Below are 24,293 nucleotides of genomic sequence, written 5' to 3' on the forward strand. Positions count from 1 at the left end.
CAGTTCCGGATGCGGCAGCAGGCACTTTTTTTGATGATCAGTTAGTTTTTTTATTACATACAAAAGGAGCAAAAAATAATAGTTCTAATTATTCAGATATTCAGTAAAATTAAAAGTAGTAAAAAAGTAGGAGGTGAAATCATGACATTATACACATTCATATTGCTGATCCACATTGTAGCGGCCGTAGTTGGACTAGGGGCTACTTTTGGCATGCCTGTTTTAATGGGAAAGGTAAAAAATGTATCTCAAGCAAAGTTTGCTCTATTGGTTTCACAAGGAACAGAGAAATTAGCCAAAATCGGAAGCATTACACTGCTAATCACAGGGATTATCATGGCCATAATCCATCAGGAATTATTCAAGGAAATTTGGTATATTGCCTCAATTGTCATCTACATAGCCGTTCAACCCATTGCCGCCGGAATCCTTCCGAAGAAAGCTAAACTTCAAATCGAGGTCCTTGAAAAACATCAAGGTGAAGAGTTGCCTGAAGAATATAAAAAACTGGCAAAACAAGCAATCCCATTAAATAACATCTTACATATTGCGGCTATTCTTTTAATTATTCTGATGACAATTAAACCATTTTAACAAAATTGCCAAACAGTTGGGGCCTGACCCGCTTAACAACACTTAAGGTCAGGCACCATGATTTGGAGAATTTTGTTCATAAGGAACGGCTTTTTGGCGAAGCAATGCACTTATGTGTTTAAGCTGATCAGCATTCTGTACAACTATGAATTGAGGCTGAAAAATAGTCCTTTTCAGTATAAATGTCACCTTAAACGCATTGTTCACGTTTGTATCGAGACCATATAAACTATGCCATCGAACGATTTGCTCTGTTTCATAATGTTTAATTTGATTGTATGATACAAATTTCCCATTAAGTATTATTCCATTTGGCAAAAGAAATAAATTGCCACGATGTCGAACCGAGCTAATAATGATGAAGAACAGATAAGCCAAGCTAAAAAATGAAGATTCAAACCAATCTGTCGTTAAGACCAGCACAAAAAGAGCTGTTAATAAACCAAGAGCAGCAATCGTACCCCATTTGACATATCGATAGGACCTTGTGTTTTTCGTAAGCGGCTCCATTGATTTCCAATCAGTCGGAATAATAATACCTGCAAACTCACTTTCATTTATTGGATAAAGTGCATCTTTTGAGACATCTGCTGCCTTTTTCAAATTGAATAGATTTCGTAATAAATAATAGATTCCACTTAAAAGTACTAAAGTAAAAATGACTGTTGCAAGAATTGTATATCATACCTTTCCTTAGTTAGTTATTTATTCCGTAAACGACGATTATAATCCCTTTCAATCCCTTCTTTCCATGTTCGGTCAATCTTTTTGCCGCTTCGAAGGTTAATTACAGCTTCATTAACCGCCTCATAATTAACTTGAGTTCCTACATGATCAGCATGATAATCCACAGCAAATTCCTCTTCGATTCCAAATTGAGCAGCGGTCGTTACAGCATCGATATTTGCTCCGAGGAACAGGATTTCCCAGCCATATTTGTCTTTTTGATGCTGAATTATTTTTTTGATTTTGTCAGTTGTAAATTCGCGGCTGGCATTTTCCATCCCATCCGTTGTAATCACGAAAAGTACCTTTTCCGCACGTTCATCCTCACTTGTCCTCTTTTGTACATTCACCATTTTTTGAATGGTAAAACCAATGGCGTCTAATAGTGCAGTAGTACCGCCTACCTCATAATCCTCTTCTGTAATAGGAGATATACCCTTAACATTTATTCGGTCATGTAATAACTCATAATCGTGATCGAATAAGACGGTAGTAACAATGGCTTCTCCTTCTGCTTTCTGCTGCTTCATCAGCATTGCATTATAACCGCCAATTGTATCTGCTTCAAGTCCTGCCATGGAGCCGCTTTTATCTAAAATAAACACCAATTCTGTTACATTCTTTTTCATATTCTTCATCCTCCGTTATTTGATAAACTTAGGATAACAATAATACGATAAGAATTGGTCTCTTTGTAAGCGACATTTTAAGCACCAAGTAATGGCTGGTCAAAAGCAAATAAGGCTTCATTAATTTCATGAATATTGTAGTTAGCCTGCTGAATAAAGTATTCAATAATAACATCGAATTTACTGCTGCGTGACAAGGTATAACCAGCGGTCATTAGCAGAGCAATCGTTTCATCTACATTTAAATTTAATGCAATCGCAAAAGCAACGGCAGTTTTCTTTTTTGGAGTGTAATCGATGCCATTCCGGATTTTAGAGAATAATTTCCGGTCAATGTTTGCCCTTTTATATGTCTCAACATCTGTCATTTCCTTTTCATCAATTAAACGAAGCAACCGTTCGGAAAAAGATTCATCCAGTTGGTTCAATAAGTTTTCTAATGAATAATCAGTCTCTTTATATAGGGACTCTTGAAGAATTTCAACTTCTTGCCGTTGTTCCAATATAAATGGTTCTTCTCTATTACGAGTAAACGTGCTTTCTACAAGCTCGACATAATGCTCATCAATAAATTGATGAATGGATGTAAATAACTTCTTGCTTAAACAAAAGGATTTCTTGTCGAAAACAACAAGAAAAACGTGCATATCATGATGTAATAAAAATGAACCGATGGTGGAAACCGCAATCTGTAATGCTTCATCTCTTGGATAGCCGTATATGCCAGTCGAAATCAGTGGAAAGGCAATTGATTCACATTGGTGTTTTTTTGCCAGCTCTAAGGAGTTATAAAAAGATTTCTTTAACAAAGCTGCTTCTTGATGGGAGCCTCCTTGCCAAATTGGCCCAGGTGTATGAATAATATATTTTGCATCCAATTGAAACCCATCAGTAATAACGGCTTCCCCCACCTTGCATTCACCAATTTGATTGCATGCTTCTTGCAACTTACTGGTGCCTGCTGCACGAAAAATCGCTCCGCAAACACCACCACCCATTTTCAATGACGTATTCGCAGCATTCACAATTGCATCTACCTTCATCTTGGTTAGATCATGGCGAACAATTTCTAAGGGCATAATTTTTTCCTCCCTATTTTAAGAACTTTTTCTACGTGAAATGGCACCTGGCCCCCTTATTTCGATCTATTGTTCTAAAATCTTACAGTATATAAATATTAATAGAATTAATCTTCATATACTTTGTGGGATTGATATTTAAAACCCTGGTACTGATAGTTTTGCCTTCTGTACATTTCTCTTGGAGTATCTTCACCATCCGCGACTAAAATGATGGTTTTATTAGAAAATTGATCCATAACAAATTTCTGCAATCTGCTTCCTATGCCCTTTTTCTGAAAGTTTTCATTAACAACCAAACCGTCAATTTCCGCTGTGTTTTGCTTAATAATAATATCTACCGATCCTGCCGGAGTACCTTTATATGATGCAAGCAGCTGCTGAATATTCGGATTCTTAAAATTTCGTTTATGCAATTCCTGATTTTGATTTGCAAAGTCACGCCCATTCTCCAAATCTTGCTGATATTGTAATGTAAGAAAGGACTCAAGATTGTTATCAGACAAAGTATGAATCTCAATATCTGGATTTTCTATTACTGAAGGAAATTGATTAGGTTCAATCGCATATAGTTCGAGAAATCCAATTTCATAGCCTGAATTATCCATGTAATCAATTAGTTCTTCAGCAGGTTTTTCATTTGGAGGAAAATAAAACTTTAGGTGGTTTTGACCATGTTTTAAATGGAATTCTCTTAAATAACTCTCTGCCTTTTTAAATTCTGTCAGAGTCGGAATCTGTTTAAACTCTATAAAGTTACTATCATATCTAGTTAACATTTCTGGATAATGTATCTGGCTGTATAGATTATTTTCAGATATGACATGACCAAGCGTATAAATATTTTCAAATGTTATTTGCATTTTGTTACTCCTTCTTTTCGAATATAGTGCCTGACCCCCATTGATCTAACTCTTACCTCCATCGGGGGTCAAGCCTAATTTGTGCCACAAGAACCGTCCCCATGGTCACCATTAAATACTATATAATTTTAGCTCGTACTCTTCTTCTGCGTATATTTCAGTGGTTCGTCCGGAAACGTCCTCTAACTTTAATACACATACATCCCCAGTTCGATAACGGTCTTCAAGCAAATGAAATACGACATCTGTTTGGCGTCCGCTTACCTCACCTTCCGAATCGAAAGTAATTGTTATCTCATTCGAGATTCGTTCATTGTTACGGTAAAATGCGGCCCGTAATGTTCTTGGATATAAGTGGGTTGAAACCTTCTCCTCTTGGAAAAATGGGACAATAAACATATAACTGGTGATCACTTTTTGAATCGAGGCGATACGGACATTTACTCGATCTTCCTCTGCCTTTCGCGCTTTTCCTTTCACTTGCCTGTACTCTATCAATGGGATGATACACTCTTGCGGCATAGCTCCTCCGTGAACAAATCGCAAACCGCCGCCTGCGGTAAACCGGTTTAATCCTTTGGCAATAACCGCTTCCTGCTCCAGCCCTAGATATTGTAAGGAAATCTTCACGGTTCCTTCAGGAGTATTCAAATTATTTCCTATTGCAAAGCGCCGGTTGCGATCAAAGACATCGCCATTAATACTTTCTGTCTTCTGGTATTGTTCGACAAGGGAGGTTTGATAAAGAAAGCCGTGATCACTTGTCAGGTAAATCCTTCCTGCTTCATATGTTCCGGTCAACTTTTTGACAGCTGTTTTCAACCGTTCCAATGTTTGTGCGACTGCTTCATACGTATTCCCTTCTGTCTTACTGGAGTCACCGATAGCATCAATATTGTCATGATATAAATAGACGACACGCTTACCCTTTATTAACGCTAATCCCTCTTCTTTTCCTAATGGAATAAATTCATCCAGCTTTAGTGCAACAGAGTCAGGCTCATTTAATTGTAATATTTTATTACGATTGTTTAGACCTTTTGTGGAAAATCCATCGACAAATACGGTGCCATCACTTGAAATTCCGGTTATTTTTCCGGGAAGTAATGAGGCCATTCCGATTTGCGTATAGGTTGGTAAGGTTGCCTGCATCGGTATTAGCTTTACTTCTGCATTCAATCGCTGACTAAAATGCTGGGTTAGTTCATTTCCAATTTCAAATCTCATTGCATCGGAAATTACCACAAAAACCCGTTCTCGAGATCCCTCTATCAATGGCCGTATGATGGTACGATAAAAGTTCTTCTGCTGCATTATGTCTTGCAGAGGCCAATTAGCTTTTAATTCCGTCTCAATCAAATCATCGGTATAACGACTCAGTTCCATTAAATACCGATTTTCATACCAGAAGGTCAATTGGTCGAATAGCACTCGGTATTCTTCTACACCGGATTCACTCATAAAGGTGTGTTGTAGCTGACGGTAGGCTTGGTCGATATTAAAATCTTTCTTGTATATCGATGAAACCATTCTAGTCCAGACTTCGGTGCATCATTTTTTTCAAACACTTTCAGCCACTCATACAAACAAAGAGCTTTCTCTAACAGCTGATATTTTTGAAAAAAACGTGTTTTATACCAATAACTCTTACTGCGTTTCAGAAAGAATGCTTCTCCACTCCGTTACCACAAATGTTTCATTTAAAAGGAGTTCATGTAAAACTTCTAAGATCTTCTGTTCAACCACCGCAAATGTATCGCAGCGTAGAAAGGCTTGGTAGGTATGCTGTTCAACATCATGTTCAACATTCCATTTCTGTTCCAACTGATCTAAAATATGTTCTAATGACATTCTTTCCTCAGACTTTAACCATTCTTCAACAAATACCTTGCAAATATTAGGAACTGTGGATTCATAACTAACAGATATTACTTTCTCATCTATAATATGTGCGGCGTAATGCTGAAACACAATTGTTTCGATGATATGTGCTAAGCGATTTCCCCCATTCTTTGCAATGCCAAAATACTCACCCACATAGGTAAAAAATAATTCCTTATCTATGTACTTCTCAATTTTTCCAAGTTCCTCATTTGAATCTGATAAATTCCCACTAGATAAAACGCTTTTTAAAATATCTTGTGGATGAATAGTTCTTGCATTACATAACACAGCAAGCGTCGTTTGCTTTACTTGATCAATCGTGGGTTTATTAGGAAGTAGTTTCTGAAACTTCGCAACACGCTGTTTGTTTTCAAAAAACTTGGCATGATCTTCAAGAAATTTGCGAATGGGTAAATGTTCTAAACGTAATTCCTTCATGCGAATAGCAATTTCATCCGCTTGAAACTCACCGTATTTACCGCTATAAAGCAATATATCTAATAAGAAATTATCTTCATCCTCCGGCTTGGCATATGGCGCATATAGCAAATAAGAATGATCGGTATCCTCAATTTCAAGTAAAACTTTTGTCCGAAAGGAACTGTCCCGATCTAGGTGATGCACTTTTATTTGTTCTTGTTTTAGAACCGCTTCTATCTCAGAAAAATCGCGTCTTTCACTTTGGGAGTCATACCAAAATACAAGCGAACGATGTGCTCCGTTGTTCTCCGCCTGCTGTTCCCGAAATAGTCGCAGCAGTTCTTCAGTAATATTCATTTGACACCAACTCTCATCATACATAATCTTCATTCTTCTAGAATAAAAAAGAAAACAATGATTGTAAACTAAAGCGAACAAAAATGGATAGAGTCCTTGCTCTATCCTTCTGGAACTCACTTAATCTTTGCAAGTACATTTTGCATCATTGCGTAGTTCACAACGACACCATCATCAAGATCAAGGAAAATCCGCCTATTCGCAAGCTCTGCCAATTTCCTGTCAAAGACAATTAACTCTTCTTGCTGGGCTTTGATCGTTGACAGATGTTTGTCATAACGTTTTTTCGTCGCAGCCGAAAGGTTCGGGTTCATGAGATCTTGTTCCAAACGTTTTTGTTCCTGACGCAATTTTTCCTGCAGGTTCTGAACATAAGAAAAGCGCATTGTTGCCAATGTTTCTGGCGTATAGCGATGCAAGTAGAACAAGGCACGGAAACCTTTCTTGTTTCCTGATTCCACCATCCAGTAAATTGGCCGTTTTTGATAAATCCTGTAATGATCGGCATAAAATTCATCAAAGAAATACCGGCGTAGGCGCTCTACAGGAGTTTCATTTGCTTTCATGACCACTGACTCGGCCAGCCAGCGAAGATTTTCGGCTAAACTCTCTTGTCCGAAAATAAGAACTAACAACTCTTGAAGTCTTTTTACTACATCGTCTTCAAAATACTCCGAATCTGTAAGTGGAATAATTCCATCTGAATCCGGTTGGAAGGACGTATATTTTCTGGCATCCCAGTTGCCGCCTGCAAAAGCTAATCCTGCTACATCTAAAGAATAGCGTCCCATCATCAGACCGATACAATAGGAAAGGAAGCTCCTTGCATCACGTCCACGATCTGCAAGTCTTACGCTTATCTCGTCATCCGTGACCTTAGGAGTTAATTCATCTTGTAAACCATACAAATCAATGAAGAATTGATTTAAGGATTCTTCATTTTGCTGGAGTTGCCGGAATTGGTTTTCAGAATGTTTTTCCCAGTTTTCATAGCATTTCTCTAATTTCGTTGCCTGTTGATTGTATGTTAGGAATGGATGTTGTTTGAAATCCCAAGATGTTTCAAATGAAATCCAATCATTTTTGGCAAGATGAATATTCTTATCCACGATATTTAAGCAGTTTGTATCATTTAATTTAACAGGAATTCTTGCAATAATTCCTTGGTCAAAATTTATTGTTGAAGACAATTGTTGTGTGAACATACTTGTTAATTTAGAGTTCAATAACCCTAATAAAAACTTTAAATACTTATCAGTGAAAACCATCATTCCCGCATTGCTAAATATAAAACCCTTTGGCGAATAACGAACTGAGAATCTCGAGCTAGAAATCGCCGTCCATGTTAACCCTTCCTTAAAATAATATTGGGTATTTTGCGGTCTTGATTTAAGTTTCCCTTTCGAATCAACAAAGTTTTTAATTTCCCATCCATTATTCTCCCAATTCACAACATAATCCTGGTTGCCGTACCATTTCCTGTATTCCCCGCCCTTATTATAAGGGAACCATTTTCTTTTACCTTTACATGCATCCTCATTGCTTTCATAATGAAATCCTATTTTATCTATTATTACCTCGTACCATAAACGTATGAAACGATCATTATCACTAGTTTGAAGTCCAACTCTTGGCTCAGCAATTTCCGCTAATTTTGGATTGTTTTTAAAAATGTTCCGTACTTGTTTCGAACTCCAAAAGGCAAAAGGTGAACCTGGTATGGAATAAAAATCTTTACTATCCGAGGTATAGCGATATGATACAGCTTTTTCTACGGCTTCTCTAACTTTAACAGGCTGAATCTCTGTTCCCTTAAATCCCTCTAAACGTATATACTCTCCCTTTGTGTTTCCTTTCTGGTTTTGAATAACAAACGTACAAATGGGTACTGTTGCTTCAGAAAATGCTGAGTACTCTAATTGGATTAGACTTGAGATACTTTGATTAGCAATAATATATTCTCTTAATTTTTCATGAGTAGCGATAAACATCCATGTAAAAGGAGTCATTAAACCGGCAAAACCATAATCAGTTGTCAATTGAATAGAACGATAAATAAATGCCGAATATAAGTCTGACTTATATTCTTTATAATTATCATTCAAAAAATTCTTTAAAATTGGATTATATTTATTATGATAAGGTGGATTTGTCACTACTGCCTCGTAATTTACTGCCAGAAGATATGCTTGCTCTATTAACGGAAGTAAGTTCTCCTTTATTTCAATCAAAACGGCTTCCTCTAGCAAGTTAGTTGCCTCTATGCTAGATGAATGAATGAAGTTCATAAACTTCAAATAAAAAGAAGCAGCTTCTTTCGGAACAATAAGTGAACCGAATTGTTTTGCATTTTCAAATTGTTTTTGTAAGGAAGTAATCCAGCCTATATCACCCGCTTTATCTGCCATAAAGCGGGTTGCCTCTTCAGATAATGGTTTACTATCGTTAAATTCAAGAATGTTCAGTTTTAAATTAGTTGCCTTTTTTAAGAATCTTCGGTACTTTTCCTGCCCCTTCATCATTAATGCAAAGCATGCGATTTGGACAGCCCGTTTATCAATGTCCATCCCATATAGATTTTTTTCAATAATTAACCTTGGAATATCACGCTCTGAATACCCGGCTTCCAAATACATATCATAAAGTAAATCAAATGCATAAACTAAAATATGACCCGATCCACATGCAGGGTCAATTATTTTTATTTCCTCTAAAGATGCAATGCTCGGTGTTGGCAATCTTTCAGATGATTTTAAATAATACGCCCATTGTTTAGCAAGTTCATTGTCGGGGTTCCAGTGATCATACAGCTTACCTAAAGAATTTTGAACCATATACTCTACAATCCATCTGGGAGTAAATAACTGGGTAACAACAGGTAAGTCTTCTTTTTTTACTGCATTATTTTTTAGTCCGCCAACTTGTTCTTTTTTCTCTGACATATAGTACTGATAAAGCCATCCGATTACTTCTACCTCTTGAAAATCCTCTTCTGCCAATTCGGTCACTAATCTATTGATTAGGGAATCTGCATGCAGCAATGACTGCTGTAATAATAACTCCGAGTAGTCGGCTAATTTTTCGAATAAAAACGGCATTATCTCGCTCAGTTCATTACATTGGGCAACTAATAGCTTTCGATATGCTTCTTCTCGATTCCCTTGGGTAATTAAAGATGCTAATTCCTGTTTATTAACAGATAGATCCGTAAACTGATATTCCGTTAAAATATCTGGATCCACTTTCCCTTTCGTTTCACTGGATAACACGCGAACTTTGGAAGGAAGATCATTATGAACTTCCATAAAGCGAATCGCAATAAGCCGGTTGAACCATGTATAGGCCACCTCTTCAATCACATGATCGTAACCTTTTGTTTTTAACTCAGTTAATAACTTCTCAATTCCTTTTTTATAGGTAATGGGGTGTTTTATACCATTTACTTCTACATAGTCAGCACCAGTTAATAGTGAAGGAATGCTGTTTTCGGTAATTCCAAAACTTTGTGCCCGAAGTGAAATTTGATTCCTTAACTCATTTCGAGCATAAACCGCAAATTCTCTTAAAGCCTTTTTGTTCATTTCATCACCCAATTTTGGAATTCATTTTTAGAGAATTGGTCAAGGTTAGCCTTGACCCTATTTTATCTTAGCTAAAACCGTTTTTAGCTTTTCGTAGTTAGCCGCCACACCATCATCCAAATCAAGCATGATCCGCTGGTTTGCGACTTCCGCCAGCTTCTTATCAAAGTCAATCAATTCTTCCTGTTGTGATATGTTAATTGTCACCTGTTTTTCATAACGCTTTTTCATTGCAGCTGAAAGATCCGGATTCACAAGGTCTTGTTCTAGACGTTTTTGTTCTTGTCGTAGTTTTTCCTGCAAGTTTTGTAGATAAGAAAATCTTATTGCAGCCAACGTTTCGGGAGTGTAGCGATGTAAATAAAACAAAGCACGAAACCCTTTTTTAGGTCCCGATTCAGCCATCCAGTAAATTGGCCGTTTTTGATAAATCTTACAATGATCAGCATAAAACTCATCAAAGAAATAACGCCGCAACCGTTCCACCGGCGTTTCATTTGCTTTCATTGTAAGCGACTCAGCAAGCCAACGAAGATTCTGGGCTAACGAATCCTGTCCAAATAGGACAACTAACAGCTCCTGAAGACGTTTAACAACATCATCTTCAAAATACTCTGTATCTGTTAGCGGGATAATGCCGACTGAATCTGGCTGAATTGTTTTATACTTACTTTCATCCCAGTCCCCACCTGCAAAAGCTAGTCCTTCAACATCTAAAGAATAACGCCCCATCATTAGACCAATGGTGTATGACAGAAAAGACTTTGCCTCTCGTAATCGATCAGCGAGCTCACTGGTCACATCTTCGTCCTGTACTTCTGAAATTAACTCATCTTCAAGCTCATATAGTTTAATAAATATTTTATTTAGTTCTTGCTGGTTAGTTTTTAGCTGATTGAACTGTTTAATTAAAGATTCTTCCCAATTGTTGTATATTTGTTCTAATAAAACGAGACTTTTCCTTGATTCCAATAATGGATGACTTGTAAAATCCCAGGAAATTTCAAAGGAATCCCAATCAGTCTTTGACAATTGAATACATTCATTTATGACCGGAACAGGCTCAGAATGGGAAATAGGTTTAAATGGCAAGGAACCGATATTCCCTGGCTGAAAGTTTAATGTTGGATTGATAGCCTCAAGATAATGGGTTGCAACTTTAGAATTAAGAAAACCTAAAATAATTTTATCGGTCTCTTCATCTAGTGAAGTTAAAAAAGCATTAGCATCATCATACAAGAAACCTGGGAAGGAAAATCGTGCAGAAAATTTATTCGTTGTTATTTTATTCCACAGGATGGCAGGTTTGAAAATATAATCTAAATTATGGTTAGTTGATCCCACCTTATATCCTTCACTTTTCATATGTAATAACTCATATCCATCATTTTCCCAATTTACGACAAAGAGGTTGTTCCCGTACCACAGCCGAACTTGTCCTCCCTTATTATAAGGAAACCATTTTTTCTTCGATGCTTTTGCTTCTACACGGCTTTTAGCATCTTTATTAAACCTTTCATAAGATACTTCAAACCAATATCTAATAAATCGGGGGTTATCTGCAGTAACCATACCTTTACGTGTATTACATACATTTGATAATTTATTATTATTATAATTTTTTAGCATTCTCTCAGTGACCCAATACGCAATTGGAGACCCGGGAATTCTTTGGAAATTATTCTGCTTTGCTTGATATTTATTCTCACCTAGCAAAAACATTTGTTCCTTTTCATGCGTATTATTATATTTCACTAATCTATAATAAAATGCAATATGATCAGGGATCCTGATATTTCTTAAAACTAAACAAGTATTTTGAACAACTTCTCCCCCAATTTCCTCAAATGTTCTTGGTCCTAAATGAATCATTGAAACAATCGTTTGAGTTTTGATCATTTTTTTTCGTAAAGTCTCAAAACTACTTAAAAACATCCACGAATGTTGATTTATAACTGCATGAAATCCATTATATTTTGTAAATAACTTGCACCGCTCAAAGAAGACTGCAAATAAATCGATTTTAGAATCTGGGTAGTATTTTTTCACATAATCATTCAAAGCTTCATTCATCCCTTTGGTAGCCATATAGGGAGGATTTGTAACGACTACATTAAATTCACTTGTAAGGATTAAAGCTTGTTTTAGCAAATTATCTATTTTACTTAATTGTTCAAATACTACAAAGTTTTCCAATGTTGGATTTCCCGATTCTTTAAGTGCTTTAACCTTTTCGAGATACTTTTTAAAATTTAGATTTTCTGGTTTTAGAATGGAGCCGTAGTTTTTTGCATCGATAAATGTACGAAACAAACTCGTTAACTCGGATTTTTCACTATGATTTTCTCCGATTAATTCCGCTGCTTGGCTTATATTAATTCCATTTGACTCTTCAATAGAAAAAATATTCAATTTCGGAACTTCGCGGAAAATCTTTTTTGTTTTCTCGCGTGCCTTCATTAAAAGGGCAAAAGAAGCAAGTTGTGCCGCACGATCATCGATTTCAATCCCATATAGGTTTTTTTCTAAAATTTTGGTTGGGATTTCCTTTTGTGAATAACCCCTTTCTTCATAAATTTTATATAACAGGTCAAAGGCATAAACTAAAATATGTCCTGACCCGCAGGCGGGGTCAAGAAAGGTAATTTCCTCTGGAGTTACGTTTGAATAACGCAATTCCTTTAGTTTTTTCTGAACGTCCATTTCTTGTTCTGCAGGTTCAAGATAATATTTCATTTGCAAATTCAAATCGGCCCCTGGATAAGATTCCAACCACATTTGTCCTAGTGAATTTTCTACCATGTACCGAACAATCCAATGTGGTGTAAATAATTGTGTGACTGCCGGTATATTTTGTTTTGTAATTTTTTTGTTCTTTTTTAGTCCAGCAAACACTTCATCCTTTTTTTCTGATATGTAATATTGATACATCCACCCAATTACTTCTACATGCTCGAAATTTTCATCTTCTAACTCTTTTCCCAATTTATTAATTAGGGAGTCCGCATGTAGTAAAGACGCGGGTAATAATAACTCTGTGAAGTCGGCCAATTTTTCAAAGAGGAAAGGCATGATTTCGCTCAATTCATTACATTGTGCAACAAGTAATTTTCGAAATGCTTCCTCCCGATTTCCTTGCGTTAATAATGATGCAATATCATCAGTATTCACGGGCAAATCTGTATACTGATATTCTGTTAGAATATCCGGGTCTACCTTCCCTTTTGTTTCACTGGAAAGGACTCGAACTTTAGAAGGGAGATAATTGTGAACCTCCATAAAACGAATGGCGATCAGACGGTTGAACCATGTGTAGGCAACTTCTTCTATGACATGGTCATATCCCTTTATTTCTATTTCTTTAAATAATTTTTCAATTCCTTTTCTATATGTAAGTGGATACTTCTTATTATTTATTTCAACATAGTCTGCACCTGTCACAAGCACAGGAGAGCCTTTGGGCGTGATCCCAAAGGCTTGCGCTCGAAATGCGATTTGGCTGCGAAGTTCGTTCCGTGCATAGACCGCAAACTCTTTTAATGCCTTTTTGTTCATCGCATAAAGTCTCCTTATTTTTTAATAATAACCGTTTGACCAGTGCTTAATTTTCTTTTTATTTCTGTTTCCAGCTTATACAGCCATTGCTTTAAATCTTGATCGTTTTTCACCTCATATTGACCAGTGGGCAAGACTTCTGAAAGTAATTGGGCAGCACTTATTTCAACAGGATCTTTTTTACCAATTTTTCCGATGTAATCGATATACATTTCTCTTACTGTTTCCTGTAATCTACGATAATCATTGTTTGCCATTTGCGTATACGTATAAACACGGGAAATACTTTCCAACTCTCGCATTTGTTCGACACGTTTCTGTAGTTCTGCCAATTTCTTTTGCACAACTGCTTTAATTTCTTCAATTTCGTTGTACTGTGATTGTAGGCTTTCCATATCAATACGAATGGCTTCTATCTGTTCCAGCTGAGTGCCAATCTCTCGTTTTACAAATTCAGACAGGCCATACTTCAGTTGTTCATTTAAGATGGGCAAATTTGGGATTTGCTTAAATGGGTTGTCGCTTGTTAACACCGAAATAATGTTATTTTTTACATTCTGAACATCCACATCATGCTGTGCCACATCTAAATCATCACGACGTTCCTTTAGCAACCGGACACTTTCATCAAAATGACGAATCGCATTGCCATTAAAGAAAGAATTCAAATGCTGAACTTCCTCTAGCCAGTCTTCTAAATCCTCATCTAACTCAATAAATTCATCCACAAAGTTTTCCTGTTTTGCAATGGACATCAGTTCAAAAAGACTGTTTTTGATTTTTGAAAGCTTCATACCGCCGGGATATGGATACTGTTGATCTTCCCGTTGCTTGATTCGTTGCATGTCATCGATTGGTTGATTGAAATGGCTCTTAAGCTGTTCTCGAACTGCTTTGGCTACTTCATCATATGTCTCACCTATCTCATAGAAATTGAAGAGTTCACGCATTAACTCGACCACGTCTTTACGTACTCGTGGCGGCAGCCCAATTTGTGCTTCAATGATGACCTTCTCTCTTTCTGATGTCTTTGTAATTCGGCCAATAAACTGAGGGTGCCCAGCATCAAAACCTTCATTTAGATAGCTAAGCTTTATTTTTTTCTTATAAAGTGCTCCAGCCATCAATCCGGCAATATCATTTTCGCTCCAGCCATACGGAACTGCTCTGAATTTCTCCACTAAGGATTTTAACGTGATCACCTGTCTGTTACGGCTTTCCTCAAGATATCGAATCATTGCATCATAAGCCAAATAATTCGCAAAAGTACCGTCAAGTCTACCTGGAAGTCCATTCATGGCCCACTCGTAAATGACTTCATTTGCATTTTTTATGGGTATCGGTTCATCAATGTATCCCAAATAACTATACGTATTTCGGACAAGAATCTCAAAAGCACTTTGAAGTTGATTTTCTAATGACCCCTTGAAATCATAATCTTGACCTTGAATGAAATATTTTGCATTTGCAGACGCTTCAATTAATGCTTCCCTTGCCTTCTTTTCAAACTCACTGACCTGTTGGCGCTTTTCCTCTAAAATTTTCTTTTGCTTATCCGTTAAGCTTGTCGAAATCTTCTTATTGGCATAGGACTGAATTTTTTGAGCATATTGCATTGGCTCGTAAAACTTTTCCGCATATTCATCCGGAATATACATGATCATCGTCCCCGAGTTTGCATCTGCCCTTGCTTGTTCTGCAGAAACATCTCCCGTATACACCTGCAGCGTTAACGCGTTTGTTTTCCCACCGCGATTGTAGGTATCAAATGCCTTATTAAACTCAAAATCATGCGTTTTTTGGTAGCGGTATGACCGCATCAGGACAATTTCTTCAAAGAACATCCTACCGAGGGCATCGGTAACATTTGCCTCATTTACATGTTCGTTTTGAATTTCTCGGTTAATTTCTTGTTCATCATCACTTAAAAATACAAATGTCCTGTCTGCATTTTCCGCAATCAACAAATTATGACGAAGACGGATTAAGGATTTTGTGACTTGCTTTTCCAGGTCGTTCTTAATACAATCAACGCTGTCAACCAGCAAGGTTGTAATATTTTCAACTGTCGCTTTTACTTCATCAATTCCCTTAATCATAAATAATACTTTCAGCACTTCAACATCGAAATCACCAATATCTTCACGTTTCCCTGCCTCAATTATGGTAGAAGACACAGAGGTACTCAAAAACCGTTTGACGGTTTCATAGAATTGCGAGAAGCGTGCAAGCTGATTCGTGTCTTCATCCATAAGTTGAATGGCCACTTCCTGGAAGGCATTTAACAACGAACGTTCCCCTTGTGACAAGTGGGCGCCGGCTTCTCCCTGGCGGCGAACTTTATTGAATACGCGCTGCAAGAGCTCTACTTGGTAGGGGACAAATGGATAAATGGCTGCATAATCTTCCGCATTTTTATAACCATTTTGCAGAACGGATTTATCTTTTTCAAATGTTAGCGTGTTATTTAAACTTTGACCTACTTGGTCAAAGTCAATCTTTAAACGATCTGCTGTAGCAGGTGTTTTTTCTAACAGTCGGCGTTTGATGACTTCGTCAGTATTTGAACTTGTCAAGTGAATTTTCGTTGCAAACCTGCCTTGAATTTTCGAAAAGTTTTCAGTTCCTTTAAATTTTGTAACCGCATCAATTTGTTCTTGTGAGGTAACAATGACCCAAACCTTCCCTTGACAATGATTCCCTAAATCCTCCGTAATCGTTTGCAGGTTTAACATTAAGTCTGAATCATCCCCAATGTACTGGCCAATTTCATCAACCAAGAAGGTAAGCCGGAAATCTTTACCTTGACTTTCCACATGTTCGGCAACCAGCTGTGCAAATTCATCCGAACTGATTTGATAATTTTTATTGGATGCAGACAGGACTGTTGCTGCCGTATCATTGGTATATCCTAATTGTGTTAATGCCTCGACAAATGATTTTTTCTTAAACAAAACGCGGGCGCGGCTGTCAGCCCATTTTGAACCATCTATTTTTTCAAACTGCTCGACAAATTGACTGTAGACACCTTCTTCCGTCAACTGTCTCTCGAGATTAGCAATCCAAGGAGTAGAGGAATAGCCTAGGTATTCATTAAATACTTTTAGAAACACTTCCACAATTGTTGCCTTTTCTTTTTTCCCACCAGCCGATTTAGAATCGACATTAAATAAAATCGCATGGCTGTTAAATCCTGCTGATTGATGAAGAATATTTAAGAGTTCCTGGTCTTCCGTCTTATCAATGAAAAAGTCAATCGCTCTTTTGCCATAAACGGTTTCATTATTTAATAGATATGATAAGATTTTCAGGAAGTGAGATTTACCGGAACCAAAGAAACCGGAAATCCAAACTCCCATTTTCGTTGTCTTATTTTGAAAGCTGTAAGCATAATTTTTAAAGAAATACGTCATATTTTCGCTGATTTCTTTTGTCATGACATATTCTTCTAATTCATCTTGAATGACCTCTTCATCGCGCTGGCCGGCTTGAACAACCCCATTAATTTCACGATCAATCTCTTTTTTAAATAATTCTTTAATGGAAAAAGCATCCTGTAACAAAAGTCTTCCCCCTTTATTTCTAGATTGAAAATGCCCGGTAATAGCCGTTTGATTCAAAGCGATTAAACAAGCTCAATCCTTGTCCAGTGTATTCACCGGGATAAAAAACAATAATTGGTGTATTTGTCACTCGAGCGTGCAATTGGTGTAACAGTTCGTTTGTTCTAACTAATGTAAATACGCTTCCAACCCCTGTAATAAATATCACCTGAGCATCCTTGGCCTCTTCTGCAATTTGTTCTACTATGTGTTCCTCTTCAATAGATGGACGAATTGCTTCAAATAATTCTTCTGTTCCTTGTTCCTCTTCAAATTGCTTTAATCCCTCTAGGCCGCCAATATCTTCAAATAAATGAATAATCAAATCAAATAAGTTCAATACTTTGATATTTATATGGGTCTTATCTGTGAAATACTTAATGGATTTTCTAACCATCAATTCATCCTCAGGATTATAATCAAATAGGAAATACGGAACCTCATTTCCCAGTCCGCGCATGTTTAAGAAATCATCCTTTTGAATTTCCTCAAAAAAATGATTCAATTTCTGTTGAATCATTTCTACTTACCTCACTATCAATCATTTAATGTTAAAACAATTAAGTCTTGGCTTTGTGAATGTTGTTCCACATAATCCCTTAAGTCCTTACTTAAAGAAATCGGCTTAATTTCATATTCTTTATCGTTTTTAACAAGCAAGTCTGCGTCTACTAGTATTTTCAACAAAACCTGCTTGAGCTTATACCTTGTTTTCTCGCTCCAGTTACGGACTTCTTCATATTGCTGTCCTTTTTCCTCGAAAAAAGTCAGCACATTACCTTCCGTTACCGTGTTTTTATACCTTTTTAAGTTATAATGGACGACTTCTAAAACAAAATCATAAGGGAGCTTAAAGCCTTTTAAAAAGGCATATAATAATATGGCGTTACAATCGGATCGCGAACTCTTTAATAAAATTTCTCGTAATCGATTATCTAATTTTTCCGTTCGTTTATACACACGTGGAAATAGATCTTTCATTGCCGCCTCACTGCGGCAATGAAAGAGATTTTCGTCAAATATTTTCTCTTTTATATTCTGTTTTGCTAATCCCTGTAATTGTAAATTAGCAACTAGTTTGACTTCATTTCTATAAAGGTGCTCAGCGGTAAATCCGCCCGAATATACTTTCATTCTTTCTCACAACCCTTTTACCTCTCTACTCTTGCATGCTCCTCTTCAATTCTGCCCAACGATGCCAAACTTTTACCCATGCGTAGAAATCGTAATAGCGTTCCCTGTCATCATCAAATGCTTCTATTACCATTTCTTCCTCTTCATCCTCAAACAAACGTAATGTTTCCTCCTTCGCCACAACCTTCATCATTTCAACTTGGGGCTCGACATTCGGATTCGTTATATCGGTTATGATCCAATCCTCGAACGATTTTCGGGGCCTTGGGGGTGCATTGGGATCACGGTCCTCCAGCAGCACTGACAAGCTGCCGCGGTAGAATAGATGCAAATCATGGTGAGCACGAGTAATTGACATGTACAGCAGTTTGGCATGCTGCGTCTCGTCCTTAAATGTTTCACTGCTCACATCATGAAGAATAATAGCATCAAATTCCAAACCCTTTACTAAATAGGAAGGAATAATGACAATTTTTTCACGAAGCTCTTGTTTGCCTTCAGAAATCAATTGCAGACCGCCCACATTTCTTCGTTTTAACTGATCAAACGTGTCAATCGCATCTTGTTTTGTCTCTGTTAATATCGCAATCGTTTTATGCCCCTTTTCCTCAAACAGTTTAAAGGATCGTTTCATTTCATCGTAAAGTTCACCGATACTCGCAACCTTTTTTATAGAAGGAATAGCACCTGGACGGTTCACTGGGATGACCAATGGGAAATCATAATTACTGTTCAGCAGAACCCGATTGGCCAAATCCATGATTTGTCTTGTTGAGCGATAGCTTGTTTGTAAATGTAGACGTTTAAATTCTTTTTCTTTAAAAACGTAGGATTCAATTTCTTCCCAACGATCTAATCCATAAAAAGAGAAAATTCCTTGCCCGATATCGCCCAAAATGGTCATCGACTTTGCATAGTCTTTTAAAAATGCAAGCTGGAATGGACTGTAATCTTGCGCTTCATCAATAAAGATGTGCTCATACGATAATTTTTTCCCATTAATCTTGGCATCTAGATAAATAAGAGGGGTAATGTCTTCATATGTAAATCGTCCTTGTTTTACTTGACGCCCGCTTTTCAACATAAGACTTAATAATTCCTCATCTAAATCAGAATGAAATTTTTCAAACACTTTCTTTTGAAAAACGGACTTATACATTAACAAGGCCGGAATATTTTCCATCTTCTTCACATATAAAGAGATTTCATGTTCCAATTTTTCTACAAAAAGTTTTAAACGAAGCGTCCTGGCATTTTCTAGAGCCTCGTAAACTGATTTACGAACTTCTCCTTCTGGGAGCGTAACTACCCAGCGGTTATAGGAATCTTCGAACTCCTCATCAATCTTTTTCTTCACTTTTTTTGTTTCCGATTTACTCCAATTGACAATGAACTCCTTTACTTCTTTCATCCGAACATTTAGAGGTAAAGTTTCTTTAGATGTATAAAATTGATCTATGGACTGTTTTGACAAACTGACGTCTTTGTCAATAAAAATATCTCCGTGTGGAATCATTGTAATCCCAATATACTCGACAAAATCATCCAGCATCTTTTTAAAACGAAGTGACCCTTTGTATTTAGATACTTTTACCTTATCATCTTTGTCTGGTGAACCTTGAACGATTACATATTGTTCATGAAGATCGGAAATTTCGTTCACATCGGTAAAGTACATGGACGCCCAGTCATAAAACGTCCGCTGCTCAATTCCTTCTATTTCAATTTCAGGTACCACTTCACGGATATAGGATAGAAAAATTTCATTTGGCGCAAGAATTAGAATATCCTGCGGGCGAATGTGTTCATGATATTGGTATAACAGATAGGAAATCCGATGCAGCGCAATCGTCGATTTACCACTTCCTGCTGCCCCCTGTACTATAATCGTGTCTTTTAAAGGCAAACGGATAATTTCGTCCTGCTCCGCCTGAATGCTTGCAATAATATCCCGCAGCCGATGTGCTTCTCCCGTATTCGTAAGAATTTCCTTAAGGTAATCATCCATGTATTTTACTTGATTTCCCTGTTCATCCTCAACTATTTCACTCTTACCTATTTCATTAATACTAACAACATTCCCGTCTTTGACAATAATACCGCGTTTACCATGAATCGTAATCGGCTGTGAATTATTACCGATGGTAAAATTGGCTTGAACTCCTTGATAGGCGTTATATAGCTTGCCTAAATCTGTGCGCCAATCCACAACCACAATGTCGCCGTCATTGTCGATTCCCTTTTTACCTATGTATATTATTTCGCGGTCAAAATCATCTTCAAAATCCAGCCGACCAAAATAAGGACTTTTTCTCGCTTCTTTCAATAGCCGGTTCTTCTTAGAGGTAGTTTCTCTAATTTGCGCCTCCACCTGGGACGCCACAGGTTTTTTTAGTGATTTATCCGTTTTATGTATAATATTGTCAATTACTTCAAGTGTTTGATTCAAATACTTTTGCTCTTGTTTCACGGCCTCGGTCATTTCCCATCATCACACCTTACACATTATTCCATTAAAAGTATAGTCTATATTGGTGAATGTTAACAGGTTGTTTATAGATATTATCATAGCTGCTAGCTTTAGTTTACCATTTTTAACACATAAAAATGGGCTCAGACCCTCGGCGATTTATTGCTTTATTTCGCCAGGGGACTGAACCCAAAGTTAGACCAGTCTTTTTTTAAATTTCAGATAAATCATGTACACAGCACCTAGAACAATCCAAATCCCACCAATCAGTTTGGCGAGTGGAGCTAAGCTAATCCATACGTAACCAATAATTATCAAACCAATGATTGGATATATAAGGTGATTTAGATAATCCGTACTCTTCTTTTTACGAATAAAATAGTTAATGACTGAAATATGAAGTAACATGAATCCCGTTAACGCTCCAAAATTTACGATTGATGTCAAGTTGTCCATATGAGTTGAGAATAGAGTGGCAACAGCTAATGAAATTACAGCAACAATGATCGTACTTGTATAAGGTGTCTGATATTTCGGATGGACCTTTGCTAAAAAAGCAGGTAATTTCTTATCCCTGGCCATACTGAACAAAAGTCGGGCAATTGCTGCTTGGAATATCATGGCATCAGCAACTCCAAAGGCAATTGCCACAGCAACTGCGGTAGTCCACTTTAACCAGGCACCACCAGCTATCGCGGCAATATCATAAAAAGCTGTATCGACATTAGTAAATCCATTAAAATCTGGATAAATAAGTGAGGCGATCCATGTTTGAGTGATGAATAAAGCACCTACCGCAAGTAAAGAAAAAATGATTGCCTTCCCTATTGCTTTTCTTTCTCCTTTAGATTCCTCGGAAAGAGTGGAAACAGCATCAAATCCTAAAAAGCTTAGTACTGCAATTGAGACAGCGCCCATTACTAATCCGATACTAAAGTGGTCAGGATCATATAGTGGTTTCATTGAAAACTCGGCACCATTCACACCGTTCGCAATTGCAACAATTCCAAATATTACAAAAATAATCAACACAGCTAGTGTTATAAATAAAATGATTTTAAGTGCAGTTGTTGTAATTTTCACACCAACTATATTCAAAACTGTATTGACCACTATAAAGACTACGATCCAAGCAACCATTGGGATTCCTGGAAGAACGCCGCTAAGTGCCGCAGCTGCAACCAAATATATTAATGTAGGCACAAAAATGTAATCAAGTAAAAATATCCAGCCGGCAAAAAATCCAACAACCTCGTTTATCCCCCGTTGTGCATAAGAATAAACAGATCCGGCAATCGGAAATGCCTCTGACATTCGAGCATAACTAAGGGCAGTGAAAATCATACCAACCATGCCGATTAAATACGCAAGTGCGACCATTCCACTAGAAGCTTGGGCTACATACCCATATATAGCAAATGGGGCGATCGGTACCATTAGACATAGACCGTAAATTAATAAGTCCCAAAATGTTAGCGAACGTTTTAGCTCCTGCTTATATCCAAATTCCTCTAATGCAGTATCTTCCTTGCCTGTAATCACTTCTTTATCCGTCTTTACAGCACCCTCCATAGGTTCAATCCTCCTTATATCATTTAGTGATAATAGGCAAGTAATGGGTCAATATTTTTAAGATTTTCTGCTGTTGTTAAATAGTTTTTGCTACGGGAGACCAAATTCTTATAAAATCCCTTTGTCAACCGCACCATATATTTTTTCTGCTGCTTCCATACTTACCTTGCCTTCACGTATATCCTTTAAGATTAGATGGGAATCACGAGAAATTGGATCGCCGTATCCGCCGCCTCCAGATGTTTCGATAATGATCCGATCACCTGGAAGTGCCCGGAAATATCCCTTACTCATTTCGATCTCTTTTCCATCACTTCTAACATGTCTAATCCTCGCAGGGGTGCCTGTGCCTCCTCCCTCTAGACCCCATGGGGCAAAATGTGGATTGGATTGTTCCGTATAAACAAGACCTTGATGGGGCTGTTCAAGTATCTCGTACTCCCGTCTAATTCCAAGTCCCCCGCGCCATTTTCCGTGCCCTCCTGAATCAGGGATAAGTTCTGTTGATCGAACACGAACTTGATAGGACAGTTCACATACCTCCGCAGGCAAAATAGCAACGTTTCCACAGTGGGTATCAACTGCATCAATGCCATCCCCGTTCGCATGAGCGCCCATTCCTCCACCGAGATCATCTTGAATTACTCTTGGAGTCTTATTAACGGGATGCCAGCTGTCAATGGCTAAACTTGAGAAGCCAACAAATGTTCCAGCAGCTGTTCGTTCCGGATATAACTCAGAAAGCCCCCGTAAAATTGTATCAGCTATCCGCTGAACAGCAAGATGACGTAAACTTACCGCAGCTGGAAAATGAGGATTAACAATACTTCCTTCCGGAAGCACTACTTTTATCGGGCGGAAACACCCCTGATTTTGTGGTGTTGCAGGATCTACCACACATTTTATTGCATATAGAACTGCTGAAGCTGCTGCAGCTGGCGGAACATTCATACCTCCCGTCATTTGAGGACTTGTGCCAGTGAAGTCAACCCCAATTTCCTCGTTATTTTTAACAACTTTTACACGTATTTCTACTGGATCTCCCCCAACACCGTCATCATCGAGCCAGCCGCTGACAGTCGTTTCAGCATCTTTCATCCCAGCTAACTCTGTTCGCATCCGTAATTCCGAGTAATCCATAGACTTCTTCATTACTTCTTTTAAAATGATGACTCCATATCGCTTAGCCAGTTCCTGCAGACGCCCTTCACCAAAGCGGCAGGAAGCTATTTGAGCACGCAAGTCACCCATCGTTGCTTTTGGCTCCCGAACATTACCAGCAATGATTGTTGTAACTGCCTCATTAATTCCTTCCGCTGTTGCTAATCTTACAGGCGGAATGCGCAGTCCTTCCTCAAAAATCGATCGGTTGTCAAAGCCTTCTGTTCCCGGATTTTTACCTCCCATGTCTGCATGGTGGGCAATCGTACCACATATTCCGATTAGCTCGCCGTCGTAGAAAACCGGGGTAAACACATGAAGATCGGGTGTGTGCTGCCCGCCGCGGTATGGATCGTTTACTAAGAATGCATCACCTGGTTTAAATGAATTCAACGGAAAGTCATTGAACAGATCTCGCAGCGCAGTGCCCATTGAACCAAGATGAGCCGGAATATTCTCTGCTTGTGCAATTAGATTCCCTGTCGAATCAAAAATTCCACATGAATAGTCAATCATCTCACGAATGATCGGTGAATACGCACTTCTGCCAAGTACACCGCTCATTTCGTCTGCAGCAGTAAGCAAGCTGCTATAAACAACCTCTAATGTAATTGCATCAATTTCCAATTCTGGTAATGGCTTAATTATTGATGTCTGCATCTGTTT

15 protein-coding genes are annotated in these 24,293 nt (G+C 37.7%); 1 reads left to right on the forward strand and 14 read right to left on the reverse strand.

The genetic code is table 11. The features are described 5' to 3' along the window. Window positions 1–141: 141 nt before the first annotated feature. The gene (locus ACO1D1_RS03125) at window positions 142–594 is read left to right on the forward strand and encodes a DUF2269 family protein (protein ID WP_423334919.1); all 453 of its coding nucleotides are present in this window, start codon (window positions 142–144) and stop codon (window positions 592–594) included. A 48-nt stretch (window positions 595–642) separates the two neighbouring features. Here the strand turns inward: ACO1D1_RS03125 and ACO1D1_RS03130 are convergent, their stop codons facing one another. From ACO1D1_RS03130 to ACO1D1_RS03195, 14 genes are all read right to left on the reverse strand, one after another. Next, window positions 643–1,197 carry a hypothetical protein gene (locus tag ACO1D1_RS03130; protein WP_423334920.1) on the reverse strand — a complete coding sequence of 185 codons (555 nt, stop codon included), beginning with the start codon at window positions 1,195–1,197 and terminating at the stop codon, window positions 643–645. A gap of 98 nt (window positions 1,198–1,295) precedes the next feature. Next, a complete protein-coding gene (locus ACO1D1_RS03135) occupies window positions 1,296–1,949 on the reverse strand; it encodes a vWA domain-containing protein (RefSeq protein WP_423334921.1) in 654 nt (217 codons plus the stop codon). 77 nt (window positions 1,950–2,026) lie between these two features. After that, entirely contained in the window at window positions 2,027–3,028 is a 1,002-nt protein-coding gene (locus ACO1D1_RS03140; protein ID WP_423334922.1) for a macro domain-containing protein, read from the reverse strand. Between the two features lie 107 nt (window positions 3,029–3,135). Continuing rightward, window positions 3,136–3,891, reverse strand: coding sequence for a GNAT family N-acetyltransferase (locus tag ACO1D1_RS03145; RefSeq protein ID WP_149870406.1), 756 nt, complete (start codon window positions 3,889–3,891; stop codon window positions 3,136–3,138). Between the two features lie 111 nt (window positions 3,892–4,002). Beyond that, window positions 4,003–5,421, reverse strand: coding sequence for a BREX-1 system phosphatase PglZ type A (gene pglZ, locus ACO1D1_RS03150; RefSeq protein ID WP_423334923.1), 1,419 nt, complete (start codon window positions 5,419–5,421; stop codon window positions 4,003–4,005). A gap of 117 nt (window positions 5,422–5,538) precedes the next feature. Further along, the gene (locus ACO1D1_RS03155; RefSeq protein WP_423334924.1) at window positions 5,539–6,552 is read right to left on the reverse strand and encodes a hypothetical protein; all 1,014 of its coding nucleotides are present in this window, start codon (window positions 6,550–6,552) and stop codon (window positions 5,539–5,541) included. A 116-nt stretch (window positions 6,553–6,668) separates the two neighbouring features. Continuing rightward, entirely contained in the window at window positions 6,669–10,133 is a 3,465-nt protein-coding gene (gene pglX / locus ACO1D1_RS03160; RefSeq protein WP_423334925.1) for a BREX-1 system adenine-specific DNA-methyltransferase PglX, read from the reverse strand. A 57-nt stretch (window positions 10,134–10,190) separates the two neighbouring features. Further along, window positions 10,191–13,688 (reverse strand): BREX-1 system adenine-specific DNA-methyltransferase PglX, encoded by a 3,498-nt coding sequence (gene pglX, locus ACO1D1_RS03165; protein WP_423334926.1) that lies wholly within the window; start codon window positions 13,686–13,688, stop codon window positions 10,191–10,193. 14 nt (window positions 13,689–13,702) lie between these two features. After that, window positions 13,703–17,308: a BREX system P-loop protein BrxC gene (gene brxC, locus ACO1D1_RS03170; protein ID WP_423334927.1), complete on the reverse strand. Its 3,606-nt coding sequence runs from the start codon at window positions 17,306–17,308 to the stop codon at window positions 13,703–13,705. Continuing rightward, complete coding sequence (locus ACO1D1_RS03175) at window positions 17,271–17,810, reverse strand: DUF1788 domain-containing protein (protein WP_149870411.1); 540 nt, start codon at window positions 17,808–17,810, stop codon at window positions 17,271–17,273. The genes brxC and ACO1D1_RS03175 overlap by 38 nt, the downstream gene beginning before the upstream one ends. Window positions 17,811–17,827: 17 nt before the next feature. After that, on the reverse strand, window positions 17,828–18,424 hold the full coding sequence (locus tag ACO1D1_RS03180; RefSeq protein ID WP_149870412.1) for a DUF1819 family protein: 597 nt from the start codon (window positions 18,422–18,424) through the stop codon (window positions 17,828–17,830). A 25-nt stretch (window positions 18,425–18,449) separates the two neighbouring features. Next, on the reverse strand, window positions 18,450–20,906 hold the full coding sequence (gene helD, locus ACO1D1_RS03185; RefSeq protein ID WP_423334928.1) for an RNA polymerase recycling motor HelD: 2,457 nt from the start codon (window positions 20,904–20,906) through the stop codon (window positions 18,450–18,452). 183 nt (window positions 20,907–21,089) lie between these two features. Beyond that, window positions 21,090–22,466 (reverse strand): APC family permease, encoded by a 1,377-nt coding sequence (locus tag ACO1D1_RS03190; protein WP_423334929.1) that lies wholly within the window; start codon window positions 22,464–22,466, stop codon window positions 21,090–21,092. A 108-nt stretch (window positions 22,467–22,574) separates the two neighbouring features. Continuing rightward, a partial coding sequence (locus ACO1D1_RS03195; protein WP_423334930.1) for a hydantoinase B/oxoprolinase family protein occupies window positions 22,575–24,293 on the reverse strand: 1,719 nt, incomplete at its 5' end.

This window comes from Neobacillus sp. 19, from assembly GCF_049463095.1.
Classification (GTDB): Bacteria; Bacillota; Bacilli; order Bacillales; family Cytobacillaceae; genus Neobacillus.

Bases quoted from the DNA above. Each gene is read 5' to 3' on its own strand.
- ACO1D1_RS03125 (WP_423334919.1), top strand. From the start codon at position 142: ATGACATTATACACATTCATATTGCTGATCCACATTGTAGCGGCCGTA.
- ACO1D1_RS03135 (WP_423334921.1), bottom strand. From the start codon at position 1,949: ATGAAAAAGAATGTAACAGAATTGGTGTTTATTTTAGATAAAAGCGGC.
- ACO1D1_RS03140 (WP_423334922.1), bottom strand. From the start codon at position 3,028: ATGCCCTTAGAAATTGTTCGCCATGATCTAACCAAGATGAAGGTAGAT.
- ACO1D1_RS03145 (WP_149870406.1), bottom strand. From the start codon at position 3,891: ATGCAAATAACATTTGAAAATATTTATACGCTTGGTCATGTCATATCT.
- pglZ (WP_423334923.1), bottom strand. From the start codon at position 5,421: ATGGTTTCATCGATATACAAGAAAGATTTTAATATCGACCAAGCCTAC.
- ACO1D1_RS03155 (WP_423334924.1), bottom strand. From the start codon at position 6,552: ATGAATATTACTGAAGAACTGCTGCGACTATTTCGGGAACAGCAGGCG.
- pglX (WP_423334925.1), bottom strand. From the start codon at position 10,133: ATGAACAAAAAGGCTTTAAGAGAATTTGCGGTTTATGCTCGAAATGAG.
- pglX (WP_423334926.1), bottom strand. From the start codon at position 13,688: ATGAACAAAAAGGCATTAAAAGAGTTTGCGGTCTATGCACGGAACGAA.
- ACO1D1_RS03175 (WP_149870411.1), bottom strand. From the start codon at position 17,810: ATGATTCAACAGAAATTGAATCATTTTTTTGAGGAAATTCAAAAGGAT.
- ACO1D1_RS03180 (WP_149870412.1), bottom strand. From the start codon at position 18,424: ATGAAAGTATATTCGGGCGGATTTACCGCTGAGCACCTTTATAGAAAT.
- helD (WP_423334928.1), bottom strand. From the start codon at position 20,906: ATGACCGAGGCCGTGAAACAAGAGCAAAAGTATTTGAATCAAACACTT.
- ACO1D1_RS03190 (WP_423334929.1), bottom strand. From the start codon at position 22,466: ATGGAGGGTGCTGTAAAGACGGATAAAGAAGTGATTACAGGCAAGGAA.